This window comes from Fibrivirga algicola (assembly GCF_011742925.1).
Classification (GTDB): Bacteria; Bacteroidota; Bacteroidia; order Cytophagales; family Spirosomataceae; genus Fibrella; species Fibrella algicola.
Genome location: NZ_WAEL01000003.1, coordinates 265217 through 288669 on the forward strand (window position 1 = coordinate 265217; position 23453 = coordinate 288669).

Annotated in this window: 19 protein-coding genes; 5 read left to right on the forward strand and 14 right to left on the reverse strand. The window is 51.5% G+C overall.

The features are described 5' to 3' along the window. Positions 1-6: 6 nt before the first annotated feature. Together F7231_RS09640 and lpdA are read right to left on the reverse strand one after the other, a co-directional pair. On the reverse strand, positions 7-1173 hold the full coding sequence (locus F7231_RS09640) for a hypothetical protein (RefSeq protein WP_085410854.1): 1167 nt from the start codon (positions 1171-1173) through the stop codon (positions 7-9). Positions 1174-1432: 259 nt separating this feature from the next. Then, positions 1433-2830 (reverse strand): dihydrolipoyl dehydrogenase, encoded by a 1398-nt coding sequence (gene lpdA / locus F7231_RS09645; RefSeq protein ID WP_085410855.1) that lies wholly within the window; start codon positions 2828-2830, stop codon positions 1433-1435. Positions 2831-2982: 152 nt separating this feature from the next. Here lpdA and prfB point away from each other — a divergent pair, with 152 nt between their 5' ends. After that, complete coding sequence (gene prfB / locus F7231_RS09650) at positions 2983-4056, forward strand: peptide chain release factor 2 (RefSeq protein WP_166691744.1); 1074 nt, start codon at positions 2983-2985, stop codon at positions 4054-4056. A 26-nt stretch (positions 4057-4082) separates the two neighbouring features. Here the strand turns inward: prfB and F7231_RS09655 are convergent, their stop codons facing one another. The 4 genes from F7231_RS09655 to F7231_RS09670 form a co-directional block, all read right to left on the reverse strand. Beyond that, positions 4083-5057, reverse strand: a complete 975-nt coding sequence (locus F7231_RS09655; RefSeq protein WP_166691745.1) for an NADPH:quinone oxidoreductase family protein — start codon at positions 5055-5057, stop codon at positions 4083-4085. A 129-nt stretch (positions 5058-5186) separates the two neighbouring features. Next, on the reverse strand, positions 5187-6338 hold the full coding sequence (locus F7231_RS09660; RefSeq protein WP_085410858.1) for a sigma-54-dependent transcriptional regulator: 1152 nt from the start codon (positions 6336-6338) through the stop codon (positions 5187-5189). A gap of 268 nt (positions 6339-6606) precedes the next feature. After that, positions 6607-7254, reverse strand: coding sequence for a DUF4142 domain-containing protein (locus tag F7231_RS09665; RefSeq protein ID WP_085410859.1), 648 nt, complete (start codon positions 7252-7254; stop codon positions 6607-6609). 138 nt (positions 7255-7392) lie between these two features. Further along, complete coding sequence (locus F7231_RS09670; protein WP_166691746.1) at positions 7393-8478, reverse strand: acyl transferase; 1086 nt, start codon at positions 8476-8478, stop codon at positions 7393-7395. 152 nt (positions 8479-8630) lie between these two features. On the opposite strand from F7231_RS09670, the gene F7231_RS09675 reads away from it, so the two are divergent. Next, positions 8631-9056, forward strand: coding sequence for a hypothetical protein (locus tag F7231_RS09675; protein WP_157510528.1), 426 nt, complete (start codon positions 8631-8633; stop codon positions 9054-9056). A 95-nt stretch (positions 9057-9151) separates the two neighbouring features. Here the strand turns inward: F7231_RS09675 and F7231_RS09680 are convergent, their stop codons facing one another. Continuing rightward, a complete protein-coding gene (locus tag F7231_RS09680; protein ID WP_085410861.1) occupies positions 9152-10426 on the reverse strand; it encodes a sensor histidine kinase in 1275 nt (424 codons plus the stop codon). 217 nt (positions 10427-10643) lie between these two features. Here F7231_RS09680 and hemA point away from each other — a divergent pair, with 217 nt between their 5' ends. Together hemA and F7231_RS09690 are read left to right on the forward strand one after the other, a co-directional pair. Continuing rightward, positions 10644-11933: a glutamyl-tRNA reductase gene (hemA, locus tag F7231_RS09685; RefSeq protein ID WP_166691747.1), complete on the forward strand. Its 1290-nt coding sequence runs from the start codon at positions 10644-10646 to the stop codon at positions 11931-11933. 149 nt (positions 11934-12082) lie between these two features. Beyond that, a complete protein-coding gene (locus F7231_RS09690) occupies positions 12083-12847 on the forward strand; it encodes a 3-keto-disaccharide hydrolase (RefSeq protein ID WP_310589300.1) in 765 nt (254 codons plus the stop codon). 90 nt (positions 12848-12937) lie between these two features. Here the strand turns inward: F7231_RS09690 and F7231_RS09695 are convergent, their stop codons facing one another. From F7231_RS09695 to F7231_RS09705, 3 genes are all read right to left on the reverse strand, one after another. Further along, positions 12938-15295 carry an ABC transporter permease gene (locus F7231_RS09695; protein ID WP_085410864.1) on the reverse strand — a complete coding sequence of 786 codons (2358 nt, stop codon included), beginning with the start codon at positions 15293-15295 and terminating at the stop codon, positions 12938-12940. Positions 15296-15423: 128 nt separating this feature from the next. Beyond that, positions 15424-16980: a sensor histidine kinase gene (locus F7231_RS09700; RefSeq protein ID WP_166691748.1), complete on the reverse strand. Its 1557-nt coding sequence runs from the start codon at positions 16978-16980 to the stop codon at positions 15424-15426. Between the two features lie 85 nt (positions 16981-17065). Then, positions 17066-17443 carry a DUF2237 family protein gene (locus F7231_RS09705; RefSeq protein ID WP_166691749.1) on the reverse strand — a complete coding sequence of 126 codons (378 nt, stop codon included), beginning with the start codon at positions 17441-17443 and terminating at the stop codon, positions 17066-17068. A gap of 406 nt (positions 17444-17849) precedes the next feature. On the opposite strand from F7231_RS09705, the gene F7231_RS09710 reads away from it, so the two are divergent. Beyond that, on the forward strand, positions 17850-18596 hold the full coding sequence (locus F7231_RS09710) for an SDR family oxidoreductase (RefSeq protein WP_085410867.1): 747 nt from the start codon (positions 17850-17852) through the stop codon (positions 18594-18596). 23 nt (positions 18597-18619) lie between these two features. Here the strand turns inward: F7231_RS09710 and F7231_RS09715 are convergent, their stop codons facing one another. The 4 genes from F7231_RS09715 to F7231_RS09730 all read right to left on the reverse strand — a co-directional run bounded on the left by F7231_RS09715 (position 18620) and on the right by F7231_RS09730 (position 23352). Further along, positions 18620-19738: a PA14 domain-containing protein gene (locus F7231_RS09715; RefSeq protein ID WP_166691750.1), complete on the reverse strand. Its 1119-nt coding sequence runs from the start codon at positions 19736-19738 to the stop codon at positions 18620-18622. A gap of 159 nt (positions 19739-19897) precedes the next feature. After that, positions 19898-20311 carry a DUF1493 family protein gene (locus tag F7231_RS09720; RefSeq protein WP_166691751.1) on the reverse strand — a complete coding sequence of 138 codons (414 nt, stop codon included), beginning with the start codon at positions 20309-20311 and terminating at the stop codon, positions 19898-19900. Positions 20312-20524: 213 nt separating this feature from the next. After that, a complete protein-coding gene (locus F7231_RS09725; RefSeq protein WP_166691752.1) occupies positions 20525-20959 on the reverse strand; it encodes a DUF5990 family protein in 435 nt (144 codons plus the stop codon). A 20-nt stretch (positions 20960-20979) separates the two neighbouring features. Continuing rightward, a complete protein-coding gene (locus F7231_RS09730) occupies positions 20980-23352 on the reverse strand; it encodes an ABC transporter permease (RefSeq protein ID WP_166691753.1) in 2373 nt (790 codons plus the stop codon). Positions 23353-23453: the final 101 nt, after the last annotated feature.

Sequence of the window (23453 nt, forward strand, 5' to 3'; positions counted from 1 at the left end):
ACCTATCTATCTCTTGAACTCGCCCTTATAAGTATCAAATACCAGGGCGTTGATCCAGTAGGCATCGCGGGTAAAGTAGAAGGTTTTCGTGTTCAGGTTACCAATCTCGCGAAAGATTTGCTGAGCCAGCAACGTACCTGCCAGACACCCCTCCCGGTTATATACCCGCCGGGTTGCTTTAGCATGGTCACGTTCAACCAGTTCACGGAGCTTTGGGTCTTCGATCATGGCGAACGTACGACTTTGCCAGTCGATCCAGCCAGTAGGTGAATAAAGCATTTCCACAAACTGACCAAGATCATCGAGCGTAAACTCAACGATTTCCTCTTGCACCTTTTCCGGGAAACGCCAGGTAATAAACTGGTATGCTGCACCACCGGTCAGATAGACCATTGATCGGCCAATGTCCTTGATCCCTGGGTTATCATTAAGCGACATGCGAATCAAGGGAGCAATCGAATCCTCGACCATCATTTTGAGTCGATTGGGATAATCAGCCGTACTCGGATTACGCAACAAAATTCGTTCAGCCAGACGACGTGCCCCCAACTCGATGGTGTATGATTTAAAGGTGTACCTGGTTAAGCCAGCGGCATTAATGTATGGCTGCAGAATGCCTCCTTTCAGATTGCCACCACCAACGTCGACCAGAATGGCCCGATCGAAGTCTTCACGGGCCAGTCCTGCCCGAACACTGTACGTGGCCTCAACTTTAGTAGGCATATCTACCACGGTAGTCATGCCAAGCGTTCGTTGCGTCTGTGCATTCACATCGGCCACGTTCGACGCCATGTTGATGCCAGACGATGTGTATATGATAAAGTCGCGATTAGACAATCCGAATACCTCACTGGCATCCCGCATCATCTCCTGTACAGTGGCTACAGCCTCCTGAATGTCGGCTGCGCGAAGCTTACCATTGTTCAACTCCATCCCCTTGATGAGTCCTACCGTCTCCTGTCGATCGTAGACCAGTCGGTATTTTAGCTTTCCATCCTGGTGATAGAAGCCTATTACAGATAGCTTAACCCCTTGGGAGCCTATATCAAAACCTGCTCTATACCCATCAAACGTAATTGAGCGGGGCACCATCTGGGCAAAAATGCCGTTTCTGCTCATCGCAAAATTGACCAGAACGAGCAGGATTGCTCGAAGTAAGTACGTATGCTTCATGTTACGACGGAGGCTAGAACGATACGTAACCCTGACGGATGTGTTACTATATCGAGGATAATGACCAAGATAATCTTCAATTTATGCAATCTATGTCATATGTCATAAATCCAGCGAAAATCAAAGTTACATACTCATTTTAATAGAGTTGACAAACGATATGCCAATTACGCGTCATTTTACTCAACTTACCTTAAAGACAGCAAAAAGCCCCGATTAATAACCGGGGCCTCCTACAACGATCAAAAAAAAAGAATCCTTACAAGTGAATCGCTTCCCCATAAGCAGCTTCAGTAGCATCTTTTATCGCCTCCGACATGGTTGGGTGTGGGTGTACTGCTTTCAGAATCTCGTGCCCCGTTGTTTCCAGGCGACGAGCCGCCACTACTTCCGCAATCATTTCGGTTACATTGTTGCCAATGAAGTGCGCTCCGAGAAACTCACCGTATTTGGCATCGAAAATCACTTTAACGAAGCCTTCCGGCGTACCCGATGCCTTTGCTTTGCCTGAAGCGGAGAAGGGAAATTTACCCACTTTCAGTTCGTAGCCTGCTTCCCGGGCCGCTTTTTCAGTATAGCCAACCGAGGCAATTTCGGGCGTACAGTATGTGCAGCCAGGGATGTTGTTATAATTCAGCGGCTCAACGTGAGGCAGACCAGCAATCTTCTCGACGCAGATAATTGCTTCGGCCGATGCTACGTGCGCCAGCGACTGACCCTTCGTTACGTCGCCGATCGCGTAAAAGCCGTCAACGTTTGTCTTGTAATAATCGTCAGTGACAATCTTACCACGATCAGTTTTAATACCGGTTTCTTCCAGACCGATATTCTCGATATTAGCCACTACACCCGCCGCCGACAACACAACGTCGGCCTCAAATACTTTCTCTCCCTCGGGTGTTTTCACCGACACTTTGCAGCCTTTTCCGCTGGTGTCTACCTTGGTTACTTCCGAACTGGTGTAAATATCAACACCCAGCTTCTTATACTGGCGCAACAGTTCCTTCGAAATATCCTCGTCTTCAACGGGCACAATGTTCGGCAGGAACTCGATGATGGTCACTTTCGTGCCCATGCTGGCGTATACATACGCAAACTCTACGCCGATAGCCCCCGAGCCAATTACGAGCATCGAATCGGGGCGCTTTTCCAGCGTCATGGCTTTGCGGTATTCGATTACCTTCTCGCCGTCGAGCGGCACAGCCGGCAATTGACGGGCGCGACCGCCCGTAGCGATGATAACGCTTTTGGCTTCGTACTCTGTGACCTTACCGTCCTGGGCAGTCACCTCTACTTTCTTGCCGGGTTTTACTTTACCGTTGCCGCTGATGATGTCGATCTTGTTCTTCTTCATCAGAAAAGCAACACCCTTGCTCATGCTGTCGGCCACACCCCGGCTACGTTTGATTACGGCGTTGAAATCAGCCGACGATTCGCCAACGGTGATGCCATAATCTTTTGAGTGCTTGATGTATTCAAAAACCTGCGCACTCTTCAGCAGAGCTTTGGTGGGTATACATCCCCAGTTGAGGCAGATCCCGCCCAGGCTTTCGCGTTCAACAACGGCTGTTTTCAAGCCCAATTGCGAAGCCCGGATGGCTGCTACATAGCCGCCGGGTCCGCTTCCTACCACGATTACATCGTACTGTGAAGCCATTATAAAACTTGTTCGAAGTTGATGTCTGACGTTAAACTAAACGTCGATTTCAAAACGCAAAGGTAGGTTGAAAAGTTGACGGCTGATGACCCTGCACCAAAACCAAACCCGCCCACTGCTTTGTTGTATCTTTACGCGGTTTATTTGCTTATATGACTACTGAACAAGTACAGGAACTCCGGGGCCGGGTCGAGGCGCTACGGGGTTATTTAGATTACGACAACAAAAAACAGCAGCTTGCCGAGTTAGAGCAGCAAACCTTCCAGCCCGAGTTCTGGACCGATGCTGCCCGCGCTGAGGGCGTGATGAAGCAGGTACGTGGTTTGAAAGGCTGGATCACCAGCTATGAAAAGCTGCTTACGGAGTTTGGCGACCTCGAAACCCTGTATGAATTTTTCGAAGCGGGGGATGTGTCTGAAGAAGAAGTAGACGCCGAGAGCCACAAGCTTCAGATTACGCTTGATGAGCTGGAGTTGAAAAAGATGCTCAGCAATGAAGAAGACCAGCTCTCGGCTGTGCTGGAAATTAACTCCGGAGCAGGTGGTACCGAAAGTCAGGACTGGGCCGATATGCTGTACCGAATGTATATGCGCTGGGCCGAAAAACACGGCTACGGCGTCAAACAGGTCGACTATCAGGATGGCGACACGGCTGGAATCAAGTCAGCTACGATCGAGATTGACGGACCGCTGGCGTATGGTTACCTGAAATCAGAGAATGGCGTACACCGGTTGGTGCGAATCTCACCATTTGACTCCAACGCCCGCCGCCACACGTCCTTTGCTTCTGTGTATGCCTACCCGCTCGTCGATGATACGATTGAGATTGAGGTTAACCCTGCCGACATCACCTGGGATACATTCAGGTCGGGTGGCGCTGGTGGACAGAACGTGAACAAAGTGGAAACGGCTGTTCGCCTTCGGCATAAACCGTCAGGCTTGATTATTGAATGTCAGCAGGAACGTAGCCAGTTGATGAATAAAGAGGTAGCAATCCGCCTGTTAAAATCGAAATTATACCAGATCGAAGTAGAAAAGCGAAATGCCGCCCGAGCCGAAATTGAGGCTAGTAAGCAAAAAATTGAGTGGGGTTCGCAGATACGCTCGTATGTCCTTGACGATCGGCGGGTGAAAGATCACCGCACGGGCTACCAAACCTCAAATACCGAGGCCGTGCTGGATGGCGATATCGATGGGTTCATCAAAGCATTCCTGCTAGAGCAGTAAGCGCTTGCTTTCCCGGTAGTATTGATTTAGACGACCATTAACACCTTACCCATGACCCGCCGAAAAAGCATATCGTTGAGGGCATCAGCAGCTTGTTCGAGTGGGTACGTGGCGTAAATGTGGGGGATAAGTTGCCCCTGTTGCCAGAACTGAAGCAGTTCCTGCACATTTTGCCTGTTCTCTTCTGGTTGGCGCTCAGCAAAGGCGCCCCAGAATACGCCTACTACCGAGCATCCTTTCAACAGCGGCAGGTTGAGTGGAAGCGAAGGAATAGAACCAGCAGCAAACCCAACAACCAGATACCGCCCGCCCCAGGCCATCGACCGGAGCGCAGGCTCAGCTAAATCGCCGCCAACGGGATCGTAAATCACATCGGCGCCTTTCTTGCCAACTAACTCAGTCAGGCGGTCGCGTAGTGGCTGAGTAGTATAATTGATAGTTTCATCGGCTCCATACTGGCGACAGAGTGCCAGTTTCTCGTCAGTGGAGGCAGCGGCAATCACCCGGGCGCCTAATAGCTTACCTAAGGTTACGGCTGCCAGACCAACACCGCCCGCGGCCCCAAGCACCAGGATCGTTTCGCCGGCACGTACCTGCGCACGCTGCTTGAGCGCATGGTACGACGTGCCATACGTGTACATGAGCGAAGCCGCCGTGGTATAATCCATCCCATTGGGCATCGGAAAAGTCTTGTAGGCGTTGGCCAGTACACCTTCGGCAAAACCGCCCCAGCCCGTCAGTGCAAATACATTGTCGCCGGGTTTAACATGCGCGACCCCCTCACCTACTTCGCGTACGACACCCGCTACTTCACCACCCGGCGAAAACGGGAAATCGGGCTTGAACTGGTATTTGCCTTCAATAATGAGTGTGTCCGGGAAGTTCACTCCGCAGGCTTTTACTTCGATCACAACAGTACCGGGCGTAGCCACAGGCCAGGCAATGTCATCGACAACCAGCGTATCAGGGGGCCCAAACTCACGGCAGAGTACAGCTTTCATAAGCTACAAATTAAAAAATCGTCACTCTAAAAAGGCGGTTCATTGTTACTTACGCAAGCACATTACTGAGCGTGAGCAACAATGAACCGATCTTCCAGACTGACGACCCACTATGTCTACTAATTGTAATCAGGCGTACATTTTTACATCTTCGAGTGTGATTGCCTCACCACACATGATGACGAGCCGCTCAATGACGTTGCGCAACTCCCGAACGTTACCCGTCCAGGGCATTGATTGCAGGTACGCCATGGCTGCCGGGTCAATATCTTTTATTGGCGAGTTATAATCGACGCTAATGTCCTGCAAAAATTTATCGGCCAGCAGCGGAATATCTTCCTTACGGTCGGCCAGGGCAGGTACGTGAATAACGATGACGCTGAGGCGGTGAAATAAGTCCTCGCGAAAATTACCATCGGCAATCTCCTTACGAAGGTCTTTGTTCGTTGCTGCAATAACCCGCACGTTCACTTTGATTTCCTTATCACCCCCAACGCGGGTGATTTTGCTTTCTTGCAGGGCACGCAGCACTTTGGCCTGCGCCGATAGACTCATATCACCGATTTCGTCGAGGAACAACGTACCGCCATCGGCCTGTTCGAATTTACCGATTCGTTTTGAGGCCGCACCGGTAAACGCACCCCGCTCATGACCGAACAGCTCACTCTCGATGAGTTCCCCAGGAATGGCAGCGCAGTTTACTTCGACGAGCGGCATGCCAGCCCGGTTGCCTTTCTCATGAATGCCTTTAGCGACCATCTCTTTACCAGAGCCGTTAGGACCCGTAACCAATACCCGCGCCTCTGTAGCAGCTACCCGGTTGATGGTCTCCTTCACTTTCCGAATCGGACTTGATTCACCAACGATCTCGTTGATTTTGTAAATCCGCTTCTTGAGTGTTTTGGTCTCTGCTACCAGCTTCGACTTTTCGATGGCATTACGAACAGTAACCAGCAACCGATTCAGATCGGGTGGTTTCATGATGAAGTCGAAGGCACCCCGTTTGGTAGCCTCTACCGCGTTTTCAACGTTGCCAAAAGCCGAAATCATGATGAACTGCGTACCCCGTTCGGCCTCGTTGGCTTTTAGGAGCATCTCCAATCCATCCATTTTAGGCATTTTAATGTCGCATAAAGCAACATCGTACCGCGATTTCAGCACCATATCAAGGCCTTCTTCGCCGTCTTTGGCCTCGTCGACCTCGTAGCCCTCATATTCTAAAATATCGCGCAGGGCTGCCCGGATGCTTTTTTCGTCATCAATGATGATGAGTTTGGCCATAAAGTATATAAAAAAACGTAGTCGATAAATAGATGTTTACTACTATGCCAATTAGATAGCATAAATTCGTTAGGTGCTTTAACAAATCGAAGTAAGGTCATTACGCACAAGGAAACAACATCAATGCGCTTATTTATAGGTTTCGTTATTTTAACGGCGAACGTAACGAAGTACAAAGCATGTAGTGCTGAGGTGAATCAGGCTGGTTAAGGGAACATAAAAAAGGCCAACCTGTTTAGGTAAGCCTTTTCTTTAACTATGTTATTCCTTACTTACCACTGTTCATGGCACTGTTACTGCGCATTTTTGTGCTTAGTTCACGGGCCACTTTCAAGTGCGTTTTTACCAGCGGATGAGCTGCTTTAGCTACAGCCATCAGGTTGGCGTCCTGTCCCCGGCTCTCTACCTTCGACATTACTTTATCGAGCGTTTCGTGGCCTTTCACGGCATGTTCCTGCACATAATGCCGATCCAGCGCTACGCCCGACATACCCTGCATCTTGGTTACCATTTCTTGCGTTTTAGCATCGGGGGTGCTGGGTAATGTAACGCCTTTCGCTGTAGCGATCTCCTGTAGCTTAGCTGACAAACCCGTTTGCTCGTCTATCTCAGCCTGCGCAATCTCGCGAATCTCAGGATTAGTTGATTTTTGAACAGCCACTTTACTTGTTTCCAGTTGCATCATGCCGCCCATAGCCACCTGCATCATCAGGTCCTCGTCAGCTTTCGACAATTTCGTGCTGTTCGGGGTGATCGCTGCTACGGTTGATGCTCCTTCTTTATTCATGCGGTCGAACTCAATTTTGCTGGTTCGCCCAACTAAATCACTGTCCATACGGCTGGTTTGAGCCACCGCCAAGTCTGCGGTGAACAGCGTAGCTATCAAGCCTGCGCTTACGATCAATGTACGTTTCATATACGTTGTTATTTGTTGTCTAAATACACAGACTTAACCGCCCCACCAGTTAAGTGTTTGTCGATTGGAAGATAAAGACCATAAACTCTATATATTTTAAATAGAATTACAAATCGGCGGCGAAAACAGCTTTTCTGACTACAGAGCCACCAGTAAATTACACCCGCGTATATCAGCATTATCGAAGCGACCCATGATCCTGAACGTACCAGATGGCCCCTCGTACTGCCCCAGATCCTGAGTTTCGATAAACGCGCACGAATCCAGATTTGCCAGATCGATAACGTTTACTCCACCCGTTTGCTTACCCGATGTTGTTCCCGGCAAATAGTGATGGAACGGGTCGTTCAGATCGCGGAGACGTACCTGTATAGTCGCTCCCGGCTGAAAGATACCTGCCCCCGTTGAATATGCCTGCGATAACAATTCGGTCATGCCGTACTCGGAATGGATGGCCGATACGCCCAGCTTTCCCTTCAACTCTTCATGTACTTCCTCGCGGAGCATCTCACGCCGCCGCCCCTTCATGCCGCCAGTTTCCATTACCACCAAGTCGGGATGCGCACCCACCCACGTCAGCGATTCAGCAGCCTCATCGACCCAGTCGAGTAAGCCGAAGGTAACCCCAATCAGCAGCACTTTCCTGGCAAGCTCACCGCTGCCCTCAGAGCGTTGGCTATTGTGTCGTGCTTCCTGCGTCAACTGGCGAAGACGGTTAGTCAATTCGGCGTGATTATTTAGGAAAAAACCAGATTGACTGGAGCCTGATAGCGTCATAAATCGCTGAACCATATATACCAACGACGAGTTATTTCGTTCCAGATACGACGGTAACAAACCCAGAATATGGAACTGGCTCAGTGGTCCGTAAGTAGCCTCGAACAGGCGTTGGCAAACGGCATCGTAGAGTGACAAATCGGGCACCAGATGTCGACTGGTGGTTTCCCCGGTGGTTCCGCTACTAGCAAACTCGGTGGGGCCGGGTACGTCTGGTATCAGTATACGATGCGTCTTGAAGAAGCTGATCGGTAGAAATGGCACCTCGTCAAGAGACCTTACCTTGTCGGGCAAGCAGCGCAGGTGATGCAGGTATTCGGCATACACAGCATTATAGCGGGCCTGATACTGGAACAGTTCGAGGGCCAGTGCATCAAAATCGGGGGGCGTTACGTTGAGTATACGTTGCCGGAGCGACGATCGCCAGTCGGATTGGGATAAAAACACAGTAGCTTGCAAAAATTCAGTACGTTAACAGCATGCGCAGACAACTAATTCATAGGGGACTAGTAGGGGTGGTTCTTGCAGCGACCTTAACAGCCTGTTTTACGGAGCCCAATTACAGCGATATACCAGAAATTCGCTTGATTGGTCAACCCGTGAAAGTTACGCTTGAGGCCGGTTCCGGCGTAGGTCAGGCCCGGCGTGATTCGGTCATCATGACCATCAGGCTACAGGACGGCACAGGCGACATTGGCGAAGATACACGCGACACCTCCCGGATTCGCCGCCTATTTAGTAAGGAAACCTGGGGTAACTACGAAATCAAGACGTTTGAGTCTGTGAACGGCGTCGATAAAGAACTGCCGTCAATCGATAACCAAAAACTCTATTTCCCACGTTCGCCACTGGGTGAGCAAAAGGGCGCCGTTGAAGGAGATATCGATTTCAGCCAGGTATTCCCCTACCAGCGCCCATTCCGAATGGCCCGTATCCGTTTCCAGGTACGTATCCGCGACCGGGCAATGAACGTCAGCAACGTAATCACAACCGATACGATCTCCGTACCGCTAAACGGGCGATAGGACTTTCTTTGGTTTGATGTTTGTCGCTTGACATTGCACCGCTTGAGTACGATTGCTCTACGAGGCAGCTCAACATCAAGTGACAAACATCAACACTAAACTTTCTTCGGCCCCCGCAACGTGAGTAGTGAGGGCCTTTTTTTGCGCACTACGGGTACGTCGGGCAAGGCACCGGGTTCGCGATTGAGCACGATGCGGAACGTGGTTCCCTTACCAACTTCCGACGATTTCACGAACAGCCGGCCGTTATGGTACTCTTCCACAATTCGCTTAGCCAGCGTTAGTCCAAGACCCCAACCGCGCTTTTTGGTGCTGTAGCCCGGTGAAAACACTTTCGCTGCGCTCGACTTGCTCATGCCTTTTCCTGTATCGGTAATGTCGATCCCTACTTCATCATTAGGCAACGGCAGCAATCGGATACGCAACTCGCCAACGCCCCCCATAGCATCGACAGCATTCTTACAGATATTCTCGATAACCCACTCAAACAAGAGCCGATTGATCCGCACCATGAGACTAGTTGGCAGATGGCTCTCGACGGTCATTTTCACTTTGGTCGAAATGCGACGGGCCAGGTACGTTGTGAACTGGGTAATGACCTGATCGAGGTTCTCGTCTTTAAGAGTTGGAATAGAGCCAATACTGGAGAAGCGGGCCGTAATAGTTTCGAGCCGCTGCACGTCTTTCTCGATCTCGTCGGTCACCTCGGCCTCGTAGTGCTCCGGATCAGTACGCATGTAATCAACCCAAGCTAATAGGGAGGAAAGGGGCGTACCCAGTTGATGCGCCGTTTCCTTGGCCAGGCCCACCCAAACCCGGTTCTGTTCAGCCCGCCGCGCCGAGCTAAAGGACAGATAAGCCAGTACACCCAACGCCACCAATGTCAATAATAAGGCAAAGGGGAAATAGTTGAGTTGCTTCAACAGTAGGGAGTTATTATAATAGATCAGCCCTTTTTCGCCGTCTTTCAGATCTACTACAATGGGCGAATGGTTCTTCCGCATCTCCTGAATCTGCGCTTTCAGAAAGTCATGTTTTTCGTCGGCAGTGAGGTTAGCCGGAAACTCAACATTCCGATACTGGGCTGGCTCCAGGTGTTCGTCGGCATAAATAGCAGGAATAGCATTGTTTTCATTTGTCTCGATAATCCCGGTAACAATAAAATTCAAATCCTCCTGATTATCGGCTGTTTGTATAGCGTACGCCAACGCTTTGGCATATAGCCGCATATACTGTTCCTCGCGCGCTTCGAGCTTCGTAATGATTCGCTGCGTGAACAGCATAGACCCCGTTCCTACCAAAAGCAGGTTCAGGGCCACAATAATCTTCATTACATTATTCTGACTATATATATCCAGCGACTTGAGCATGAACCTCCTTTTTATTCCTGACAAGGTAACGAATCATAGAACCCGAACGTACATAGAGGTGTTCCTTCTATAGCCATCCAAGTAGGATTTTACAAAGAACGCAGTCAAGTTATTTATATCTATTCTAAATAACTCATATGCGTATTTCATCGTCCATGCAGACTGTTTTGTGCTGTAATTTTGTAGTTCGTTTAGCTGTTGACTAAGCGTAATCGCTATGTTTGACGTTTTTAAATCAATCAGTCTTTCTCACAAAACAGCCCCACTGGCCGTACGTGAGTTAATTGCACTCAACGAAGACGAGGCCAAACGGCTAATGCTCCGTTTACGCGATATTCTAGGCCTTACCGAGCTACTGGTTGTATCGACCTGTAACCGCACAGAAGTATACTATACTGCTTCTGAAGATCACAACGCCACGATTGCGCGGCTGTTGCTGATCGAAAAAGGCCTTACCGATACCGACGCTTACCTCCCCTACTTTCAGCAGATTCCTGACCATACGCAGGCTGTCCGGCACTTGTTCGAGGTATGCGTAGGGTTACACTCGCAGGTAATTGGCGATATGCAGATCCCAAATCAGGTGAAGCAGTCGTATCAGTGGTCGGCAGATCTGGATATGGCCGGCCCATTCCTGCACCGGCTGATGCACACGATATTTTTTACCAACAAGCGGGTTGCTCAGGAAACATCGTTCCGTGATGGGGCTGCTTCGGTATCCTACGCCGCTGTTGAACTGATTGACGAGTTATTGGGCGAACGCAGCAACCCCAACGTATTGGTGGTAGGTCTGGGCGAAATTGGAGCCGATGTATGTCGTAACCTCACCAATCGTCACGTATCGAACATTACTATCTGCAACCGCACCCGGTCAAAAGCAGAAGAGCTTGCTCAGGAACTCCAGGTACGTGTGGCCGATTTTGACCAGCTGGCTACCGAGATCCAGCAGGCCGATGTAATTATCTCTGCTGTACAACGCGACGAGCCATTGTTTACGCCAGCCCTGTTACGCGATGTAACCGTACTGACCTACAAGTATTTCATTGATCTGTCGGTACCGCGCAGCGTCGATGCAGCTGTCGAGCAAATTCCAGGCGTACTGGTCTATAACATCGACCACATTCGCGCTCGTACCGACGAAGCCCTAAATCGTCGTCTGGCATCTATCCCGCAGGTAGAAGCTATTATTTCACAGTCTACCGCCGAATTCGGCGACTGGTCGAAGGAAATGATGGTATCGCCGACGATTAATAAGCTGAAGAATGCGCTGGAGCAGATTCGGAAAGAAGAAATTGCCCGCCACCTGAAGCACCTGAGCCCCGACGAGTCGGAGCGGATGGACAAGATCACTAAGGGCATCATGCAGAAGGTGCTGAAATTACCCGTGTTGCAGTTGAAAGCCGCCTGCAAGCGCGGTGAAGCAGAGACCCTGATCGATGTCTTGAACGACCTGTTTAACCTTGATGGTCAACCGACCAGTGCTGCTGATACCGCATCACATTACTAACCTATAGTATATTAGTTATTCAGCAAAAGCCCCGGGCATCCTTGTCCGGGGCTTTTGCTATGTATGGGCCAGCCGGAATCGCCCTTAGTATAATTGGGGGGCAGGGCGCTTATTTGATCACGACACATTTCCCCAAAACTGCTGATTCTGTGAAAACCACCAACGCACTCCTTCTTGCCCTGTTTCTGGGCTCATCGACTTATTTGGCAGCCCAGGTAGGCGTAGGTACCAAAGCGCCTAAAGGTGCTACCGTGTACTTCGACGGCACCCAAGCGATGCGCGACGCTAAATGGACGTATTGGGATGGGCCGGGCCGCGAGGCAACGATGCCTATCAAGTGGCCAATGGCAACCGACCCCGTTAATGGTGGACCGGTAATGACCAGTAATGATCCGGTATCGGCAGGTGGTAAGTATGGTTCAGCCGATCTGGTCACGAAAGACACCTTCAAAGACGCTCGTATTCACGTTGAGTTTTTGATTCCTACTGCTGGTGGCAACAGCGGTGTTTACCTACAGAACCGGTACGAAATTCAAGTCCTCGACGGCGACTCGACCACCCACGGCATGGCGGCCGTTATCAACGAGGCAGCTTCCCCTTATAGCGCCTACAACGGCCTTGGCAAGTGGAATGCCTATGATATTAACTTCCGGGCTGCTCGCTTTAAAAATGGCAAGCTGACCGAAAAAGCACAGGTGACAATGTACTTCAATGGGAAGAAGGTACATACAAACCAGTCGATCAACCAGGTTTGGGGCGGCCCTAAGTCAGGAATAGACGGTGGTAATGATGGCGGGAAGGGCATCACCGATACGCCGGGTGGCCTGAAGTTACAGGCCGAAGGCCACAACGTAATGTACCGCAACATTTGGATCAAGCCATTAGCCCTGACCAACGCCTCAACTGACTTTTGATTGGTTGTTGGGTCATTGAGTAAATGCCGCCGCGCGGCATCTTTTCCGAGCCTGTCAACCACTCAATGACCCAATAATTCAGCTACCCAATTACTCCCCCCGTAAGGCATCAACAGGGTCAGTGAGGGCAGCACGAACACTTTGATACGATACTGTGAGCAAGGCCACGGCAATAGCCAGCACCCCTGCACCAATGAAAATCCAGCCGTCGAGGGTGACCCGGTACGCGTAGGTGCTCAGCCAGCGGTCCATGCCCCACCAAGCCAGGGGCACCGCCAGCAGAATGGCAACCAGCACCAGTTTCAGGAAATCCTTCGACAAGAGGGCTACAACGCTCGGTATGCTGGCACCAAGTGCTTTCCGAATGCCAATCTCCTTCGTGCGCCGCTCGGCCATAAACGTAGCTAAGCCAAATAGCCCCAGGCAGGCGATGACGACAGCCAGCACAGCAAAGGCATCTGCCAACGCACCGATGGGCCGTATCTGGTCAAATTTGCGCTGGTATTCCTGATCAACGAAACTGGCCTGAAACGGGAAAGCCGGGTTGTACTTCGTAAAGATCTGCGCTGCCTTTTTCATAGCCGTTTCGGTCGGCATGGCTGGGTTTAGCCGGTAGTTGATGGCCCCCCACCAGTTGCTGCCTTTCACAAACATGGGTGGTACTTTATCGAAAGGCGATCCCCAGATAAAATCAGCGAAAACGCCAACCACCCGAAACGAAGTACCCTCATTTTGTATGATCTGCCCAACCGGATCGGTGAATCCGGTGATCTTAGCGGCAGTAGCATTGAGCAGGCAGGCGGCCGTATCAGTTGGGTACGTTAACTGGTCAAGGTCGCGGCCAGCCAGCAGTTTCACACCCATTGTTTTTACGAAATCACCCGCACTGGTCATCTGATCGAAGGTAATTTTAGACCCCGGTGCTTTGCCCTTCCAATCGAGTCCCCATGTATTGCTGTACGATTCGGTGATGGGGTTGTTGGTTTTACAAACCGCTGTAGCAACGCCCTGGGTAAGTAGCTCGTTGCGAATAAGGCTGTAGTTCTTACCGATATCCCCTGAGAATCGGGTAAACACCAGGTTAGTGCGGTTGTATCCCATGTCGCGCTGCTGGGTATGGGTCAACTGCCGCTTTACCACGATGGTGCAGATGAGCAGGGCCACCGTGATCAGGAATTGAAACACGACTAGTACCTGACGCGGAGCCAGTTTTCCACGAACAGTTGCCAATCGTCCTTTCAACACCCGGATAGGCTGCATTGCCGACAGGAAAAAGGCCGGATAACTGCCCGCTAACATACCTGTTAGCAAAATAAGCATGAGGCAGGCCAGCCAGAATCGAATATCGGCATACGGAATGGTTAGCGATTTATCGATGAATTTGTTCAACGCCGGCAGCGCCAGTTGAGCCAGCAGCAGCGCCAGGAAGAAGGACAGCGCTGTCAGCAACAGTGATTCGCCCAAAAACTGACCGATCAACGATCCGCGACCCGCGCCGACTACCTTACGAATACCCACCTCACGGCCTCTTTTTTCAGACCGGGCGGTGCTCAGATTCATGAAATTGATGCACGCCAGTAGCAAAATAAAGCCCGCAATGTAGCCCGCCATTCGAACGTAATCGATGGCCCCGCCATTCTCGACGCCGTTATCGAAGCGACCATACAAGTGCCATTTGTCCGATGGGTACAGGAACACTTCATTGTCTTCGCTGCCTTTCGAATTTCGAATCGTGATGTCGCGCACTTTAGCATTTACTGCCGCCAGCGTAGCAGCCGGAGTTACCTCCACGTACGTTCTGACATAATTGTTGCCCCAATAGGCGTAGTCGTCGCCGGTTTTGGTCATGTAGGCCCAGGGCAACAGCATTTCGAAGTCGAACTCGGTGTTTCTTGGTAGGTCTTTCAACACGCCCGAAACCACAAAGTTGTCCTTATTTTCGAGACGTAGCACCTTACCCATCGGGTCAGCACTACCAAATAGCTTCGTGGCCGCCGACTGGGTCAGCACCACAGAATTCGTTCCGTTCAGTGCCGTTTTAGGATTCCCCTGCAGCAGCGGAAAGCTAAACATTGTTAGGAAACCGGGATCAGTAAAACTGCAATCCAGGTTAATGCGGGTGGTGCCGTAGTTAGTGAGATAAGGCTGTTTCCAAAGCATCCGGGTCGACTCCACAATCTCCGGGAACTCCGCTTTTAGGGCTGGAGCCAGCGGGCTGGGTGTAGAGGTCCAGCAGTGAATAGCGCCTTCGAACTTATTCCGGTTATAAGCCTTGTACAGGACAGGACCTTTCGCATGAAAGCGGTCGAAACTCAATTCATCGGTGATGTTGATCCCGATCAGTAAAGTGCAGGCCATGCCAAGAGCAAGCCCTACCACGTTGATTAAACTTTGTGTTCGGTTACGCCAGATAGTGCGAAAAGAAACGAGCAGGTAGTTGCGAAACATAGCGTCGGACGGTTGATTTTATTTGCTCCGCAAAGAAATAACCACATCGTTAACTAGCTGCTAATCAATAGGCACGCGTTCGACAACTGTCCGATACTGGACAGTAGGTGTTCGGGTATGAACCAGAGCTATTTGGGTAGGAAAACTGAAAATGTGGCTCCTTCGCCCAGCTTGCTCGAGGCAATAATCGCTCCGCCATGCGTTTCGGCAACACGACGGCAGACGGCAAGGCCGACTCCGGTTCCGGCAAATTTGTTTTTGCCGTGTAACCGCTGGAAGACGTCGAAAATACGATCGGTATATTGCTGATGGAAGCCAATACCGTTGTCGCGCACATCGATTCGCCAATAGGTACGTCGGGGGGGCAAGTCGGCCGGGAGATCAGCCGACTCGGCACTATGGCAGCTCACTTCGATCATTGGCTGCTGACCGGGCGGCTGAAATTTTAGCGCATTGCCCAGCAGATTATGAAACAGCTGCCGCAATTGTACGGCTCGACCATGCACAACAGGCAGTGAGGCAACCTGAATAGTCGGCTGCGTTTCCTGAATACGAATGTCGAGGTCTACCAGTGCATCGCTGAGTACGGTATTGAGATTGACCGCCACCGAAAGTTCTTTTTCGGTAGTCAGGCGGGCATAATTCAACAAGTCTCGAATCAGTTCAGACATGCGCCGGGCCGATGACTGCACCCGGGTAAGCATATCGAGACCGGTGCCCTCCAGCTGATCGGCGTACTGCTCGCCAAGCATTTTACTGAACGACTGCACCTTACGCAGTGGCTCTTGCAGGTCGTGGCTGGCAATGTAGGCGAACTGTTGCAGACTCTCATTTGAACGCAGCAGTTCGCGATTCATCTGTGTCAGTTGCTGCTGCTGTTCAGACAGGCGTGAGATGTTTACAAACGTGAAAAGCACACCGTCACCCTGCTTTACATAATAGCCTTCAAAAGTTTCTTTCACGCCATAGCTATCGTAGGTGAACGTATTTTCCACCATTTCACCCGACTGAGTTACCTGCACCAAGGTTTCGAACAGATCAAGGGTTTGGTAACCGGGAAACAACGCCGAGATTGTCTTCCCTGTCATCTGCTCAACAGTGTGCCCTGTCATCTGTGCGTTCAGGTTGTTGGTAAGCAGATACTTAAAATCGATGATGACGTTATGCTCATCACGAATAGCTTCCAGCAACATCATACCCGATGGCGACTGGTTTACCACCCGCTGTAGTAAGTCGGCCTGCTCCTGCAAACGGCTGTTTGTTACGTGGCGTTCGTGAATATCGTTGAACGACATCAGCAACACATCGCCCACCCGTGACACTGACAAATCGAGCCACCGGTGCAGGGAAGGATGCATCAGTTCATCCCGGAACGGAATGCCAGTCGTGTACACATCGGCAAACAGTTTTGCATGCCCTGATTCCTGAAACTGCGGATTGAATTCGCTCACCAGACGCCCTGGCAGCGTGTTGTTTGGCTGATTGAGATAGCGTGCTGCAGCAGGGTTAACGTAGAGGTAGCGAAAGTCGATCAACACGCCGGCATCGTTCCAGACGGGGGCCCATAATGAGTTGGCTGACGCCGTATGTTCAACTATTGCACGGAGCAGATCAGTCTGATAATCAGTAGTTGACGAAGAAAGTACCGGAAACGCCGGGGGGGGCGGATCGAGCAGGGAAGCCATGAGATAGTCAGTTGGTTACGGAGGTTACAAAGTAAAGATACGTCATTTATCCGCATAGGGATCCCTTTGTGTGGCGGAAAAGGTATTATTCAAAGATGGGTCTGTCTACAAACTCCATATGCTCTAATACCTCCTTCTCAAGGTAGTCTAAGACCCGCTCATTCGTAGCAGCTAGCACTACGGGTGGCGCTAGATTTACGTCGTGGGCTTCGCGCCAGCGGATCGCGCAAACGCACCAGCGGTCGCCTGGTTTGAGCCCTGGAAACTGAAACTCGGGGCGAGGGGTGATCAGGTCGTTCCCCCGTGAGAGCGTAAATGCCAGGAAAGCTTCGGTCATCACGGCGCAAACAACGTGCCTACCCTGATCCTGGTCATCTGTCCGGCAATAACCATCGCGGTAATACCCAGTCAGCGGCTTTTTACAACAGCAGGCGAGTGGGCCACCAAGTATATTTTTGGGCATAGTAACGCGTTTAGATGATCAACAGAAGGTACTTATCGCTACCGTATAACGACCCGGCTTCGAAAAATTATACAGTGGGCAAGGTAAGTCACTACCACACCGAACTGCCTGTTTCCGGTACAATCCGGCCCGGATGTCGAATATAACCAATCAACATAGAGTGGTAGAACACAGCGGTCTACGCATTTTCTGCCGCAACCAGTCACGCGTTGTCGATTACTCACTGCAAAGGTCGAATTCTGATTGAATATGATGCAGTTTATCCTTTAAGTGGCATTAAAAAAGTAATCGAACGGGTGAAGCGGGCCAATTTTTACCGGAGGTGGTTATACTCCAAAACCTGATGGACCGCGCTCTAACCAGCAACATACCTGAAAGAGACCTATAGGACTTCTGTCTACGTATTATGAAAACCGTTATTATCACCGGAGCAGGGCAAGGTATTGGCCGTGCTACTGCCGAGTTCCTGCTAAACCACAATTATGCCGTTTCAATTTGGGAAGCTGACCCTGAAGCCCTTACCGAAGCCAGCAACGAATTGAGCGCATCGCACCCCAACGCGCAGTTTCTTCAGTGCGATGTAGCCGACGAAAGATCAGTGCAGCAGGCCATCAATCAAACCGTGAAGCAATTTGGCCGTATCGATGCGTTGATTAACAATGCAGCCATCATGCAGGAGAAACCCATCGATGAGTTATCGTTTGCTGAGTGGAATCAGGCGATTGGCGTGAATTTGTCGGGGCTGTTCCTCTGCGCCAAGTACGCAGTGCCTCACCTGCGCAAGCAGCGCGGTACCATCATCAGTCTTTGCTCAACGCGGGCTTTCCAGTCTGAACCCGATACGTTTGGTTACTCGGCCAGCAAAGGCGGCATCTTCGCCCTGACTCATTCGCTGGCCATGAGCCTTGGCCCAGATGTTCGGGCCAACTGCATTAGCCCCGGCTGGATTGATGTCTCGGGCCTCAAGAAGGGCCATCCTGACCCCGAAAAATTACGCCCCGTCGACCACAAGCAGCACCCCGCTGGCCGTGTGGGTCGCCCCGACGACATTGCCCGGATGGTTCTGTTTCTGCTCGACGAAGCCAACGACTTTATCACGGGTCAGAACTTCATCGTAGATGGCGGCATGACCCGTAAAATGATCTACGCCTGACAGGTAACGTACCTGAAATGGCCCTACGGCTGAATCTTGAATTCAACCCGCCGGTTTTGCACCCGCCCGACCTCTGTGTCATTGGAGGCCAGGGGTTGCGAACCACCAAAGCCCAGGATCGTCAGCCGGTGCTCGGCGATACCTTGCCTGACCAGATAGAAGCGTACAACTTTAGCCCGGTGTTCCGACAGGATCAGATTCAGCCGTGGATCGCCCACATTATCAGTATGACCGGCAATGGCGAGCCTAAGAGTCGTATCACGTCGCAGGATTAGGGCCAGTTCGTTCAGCGCGGCATACGACGAAGGCAGTAGCTGGTAATCGCTCTGCGCAAACGTAACCTGTCGCACCGTTGCGGGTGGCTCGACAGTGATTACTGGCAGCCTGGTCTGCTCGCTACCCGGTGAAGCAGCCGGGGCACCAGACACAGATGCCTGATTGATGACAGGCTGGGGCAATGCCGACTTCACGGCTGCGACCTTTGGTTTCACTACTGCAGGTGATTTCTTAACAACTATAGCGACAGGCGGTGTGGGTTTCGGCACTACAGCTGGTGCAGGCTTGGGTTTGGGAAGACTAACTGGCGGCGCAGGCTTTTGCGAGGGACCATTGTACAGAAATTGACCCGATATTTTCTGCTGCGGCGCATTCTCAAACGCGGGAGATTTTCCCGTTTCGTTTACCAAATTCCAGTTTAGCTGTACGTACCCACCGTTTTTGGCGTTGTAATACTCGATCTTGAGGTCGTAGAACTTACCGGCTTGCAGGGTCACCGACTGCCCGGCTAATTTCTGCCTACGGTAGCGCCATTCGTCCATTGCCAACTTGCCGTCTACCCAAATTCGGATACCGTCGTCAACGACCGCCGTGAATTTGTAAGGGCCAGTTACAGGTGCATACACTTTCCCGGTCCAGCGAACAGAAAACGAGTTGGGCGTTACGCCGGGTGCAGGCAGGGTGTACCCGTCCCAGCTAAAATCAACCTGCGAGTCGGTACGCACCAACACTTTCCGGTTAAAAGCCGAGCCAGCATAATACTCCCCAACCAGCCCGTTACCTCCCGCAGGCGCACTTTTCACAGCTTGCCCCCAACAACCAGCCGACAACAGCCATCCACCTACCAACCATAGCCCTCGTAGCATATAATTAACGTCATTCGGTCCTGTCTCAATGGATTCAACCGATCTTGACATTCCATAAGACGCACCAGAATCGTGAGCTACCGGGCTGGTGTAAGCTAGTCCGGAGTTATCCTAGCTAAAAGCTGGGAGCACCAGGTACATGTTCGTCGACTTCTCCTGTCAGAGGGTGCACCTATACACGATGAAGCAGATGATCAGCCCAACCAACAGCTGATTAACTAGAATATCGTAGCGCCGTTTAGGTAGTTCGTGCGCTGGATAGGCAACGTCCCAGTGCCCTTTATCAGCAAATTTCACTAACAGTTGCGGCGTTACCGGTATGTGATCGACGCGATCAGTAGGTGCTTTGACGAAAGCAGCGCCAACATTCTGGCCTTCCTCTTCGGTGTGAAAATACCACAGGTAGCTGCTCATATCGACCCGAAACGCCGATGCGTATGCCTGCATGAACTCGTGAAAGTCGTCACCGGTGCAACCCAAATCAAGGTCGATGTCACAGTGTGCTCCCACCTCGCTGACGGCTAGTCCCGTTTTCTCCGCGATGAGTTTTCGTATTTCGTCAATCTTGTCCACAGTCAGAGTAAAGTCGTAGTCTGGGCATCACTAAAGTGACGCTAAACCATCAACGTTGCCAACACAGACAGTTGCCAGCAACAGGCCATTTATTTTTATAGGTTGACCCTTTTCACCTGTGCACCGCCCCACTAAATCAGTCGTTTCATGGCCTATCGACCACATTGACTGTAACAGCGCGGATACTCCGAGGTGATGCAGAATGACCTAGCGTCAATCAATCTTCCAGCCATCAACAGGTTTAGCAGTTCCCCCAACCGGGCGGCCAGTCTTCTCTTCGGTGCCGTAGATGGTGGCTACGAAGATTCGTTCCCCTATTGCTTCGCTACTAAACTCGTCAGATATTTTGGGAAGCGGCACTTTCAGACGCCCGTTGAAAGGCGCATTTTCCTGACCGGCATAGCTGCCGATGTCCAGATACAGAAACCGTTCATGCGGCGGACCCTGACAAAGAGGCCCGTACAGAATCAGATCCCCTTCTTTGGTTCTCTTTGCGGGAAGAGCGGTAGCGAAGAGTAGATCGTCGGAACCAGCTGCCTGTTTCTGGATGGTTTCATAGTGGCTTCCACTTCCTTTTTGCAACCCATAAACGGCACCAGCAACTGGCTTTCTAAGTATAATTCTGACGTCGGATGTCTGGTCTGTCATAGCAAACTCTAAAAACTGTGTTACTCGCTACGCAGACTATCCACTGGATTAGCCACGGCGGCGCGAATGCTCTGGGAAGATACCGTCAGAATAGCCACTACCAACGCCAACGTCCCTGAACAGGCTATTACCCACCACGGGAAAGCGATGTGTACCACAAACGTGTTGAGCCATTGATTCATCATCCACCAGGCCGCCGGACTGGCAATCACCACGGCGATACCGACCAGTCGTACTGTACGTTGCGAGAGCAGCCAGACCACGCTACCTACACTTGCCCCCAGCACTTTCCGAATGCCGATCTCGCGGGTACGTTGCCGAATGCTGAACAACGACAGGCCGAAAATACCCGCACAGGCCAGTAAGACCGTAACCAAGGCCATCCCCGTCAGAAACGCCTGCGACTGCGCCATGACAGTATATACCTGGTTGTAGTCGTCGGTCAGATAGACGTACCTGAACGGTTTTCGGGCCGGAATGGTCTGAAACTGCTGCTCCAGATCAGCCAGCAGCGTAGGGGCTGTACCCGGCTTCACCCGAAGGCTAAGCCAGCTGTTGTCTCGTAAGCGGGCCGGGCCAGTAGACCAGAAAAGCATAGGTTCTATAGCATGATGCACACCCCGCTTGTAATAATCGCGAAAGACCCCCACGATCGTGAACGGGCTATCGCTACCGTGTGGTTTGAGTACCTTACCAATCGCTTCGCCCACGGTTTTGTACCCCAGTCTTCTGGCACCAGTTTCATTGACCATTACATGGTTAGTCGCTGTATCGGCGGCCAGCAGCGAACGGCCCGCAAGAAGCGGGATGCCAAACGTAGATAGGTACGTTTCATCGACGGCCTGCTGCTCGAAAGAGACATCTCGGTTGGCGGTCAGGTCTGTGTAGGTATTCTTGTTCAGCCAGTATTTACCCGGAATAGTTGCCGTGGTACTTAGATCCAGCACCGCTGGATTCTGCCGTAGTCGGCCAATCAGGTTATCGACAGCGGGCTCGGCACTGGCGGGGTTTCGGTACGACCGGTCCAGGTCTACCACCACGATGTCATTCTGTTGAAACCCGATCTGCTGATTCCGGATAAAGGCGTTTTGCGTGATCATTACGCCAGTGCAGGTGATCATGATCGTAGCCAAGGTAAACTGCACTACCACAAGCGTTGACCGGAACGGGGTACGTTTGCCCACGGTCGCCTTTCCCTGCAGGGCCGTAACTAGTTTCTGGCGCGTCAGGTAACGACCCGGTAACCAACCCGCCAACGTACCCAGCAACAACACAACGCCCACCAGAAACAGACTGGTACTCAGCGGCAGCTGGGGCGAGAACATGGTATCAATGTCGAAGAAGTCGATGTAGACAGGTAGTAATGCCTTCAGCAGCAACGTACCCAGCAGTGCCCCGACGGCGGCAACCAACACGGCTTCCAGCACAAACTGACCCAGAATCTGACCAACCCCGGCACCCAGCGTTGTACGTAAGGCCACCTCACCCGAACGGGCCAGCGACAACGCCGATGACAGATTCAGGAAGTTGATGGCAACGATGAGCAGGATAAAGGCCGCAATGAATCCCAGGCCGTAGACGATGACCGTCAACAGCGCACCCGCGTCTTTCCGAAGCAGTTGGCGAATAGGTAGCAGCGTCAGCTTACGGTCGCGGCCTTCCCCCACGTAGTGCTTTGCCACAAACGCACTCATCGACTGCTCAAACGCCGCCGGGTCAGTCTTTGGTCGAAGCCGCACATACGTTTGGCAATTGCCGTTGTACCAGTTTTCGGTTGCAGGCTGATTTGTGGCCAGCAGATTGGCGAAAGAAAGTAATACCTCGGCATGAATGGCCGAATTGGCCGGGCGCGGCCCCATCACGCCACGAATCACGTAGATACGCCCGTTATCCAAAGTAACCGTTTTCCCCATCGGATTTTCGCCAATGAACAGTCTGTCGGCAACCTTTTCCGAAATCACCATCGCGTTGGGTTCGACCAGGGCCGTTCGGGGATTACCAAGTTTGAGCGGGAAATGGAACACGGAAAATACACTGGTGTCGGCGTGGAAGATTGCCTGCTGCTCATCGCGGTTCAGGTACGTTATCCAGTTCGTTTCCCAGCTGAATAGCCGAGTGCCCGTCTCAACGGCTGGATTTTCGCGCAGCAGCGTGGGCAGTAAAGGCGTCACTGTGGTCGTGCCCGGTTCATGGTTGGGCGGCAAGGTTTCGCTCAGGCGATACAGCCGGTCAGCGTGGGGATGTTGACTATCAAAGCAGTTGATCTGGCTGACCTGCCAATAAATCAACGTCACGGCTGCCAGTCCAACAGCTATACCACTGACATTCAACAGGGTATATACTTTATTGCGCCACAGTGAACGGAGCGCAAGAGTCAGGTAAGAATGCAGCATAGGGGCAGGCAGTTTGGCTGTATGTACAAGTAATGAACTCAATAAACTAAGCACCCACCCACTGTCGGGTGGTCAGGAAATTACACAGGAAGGGCGGCTTG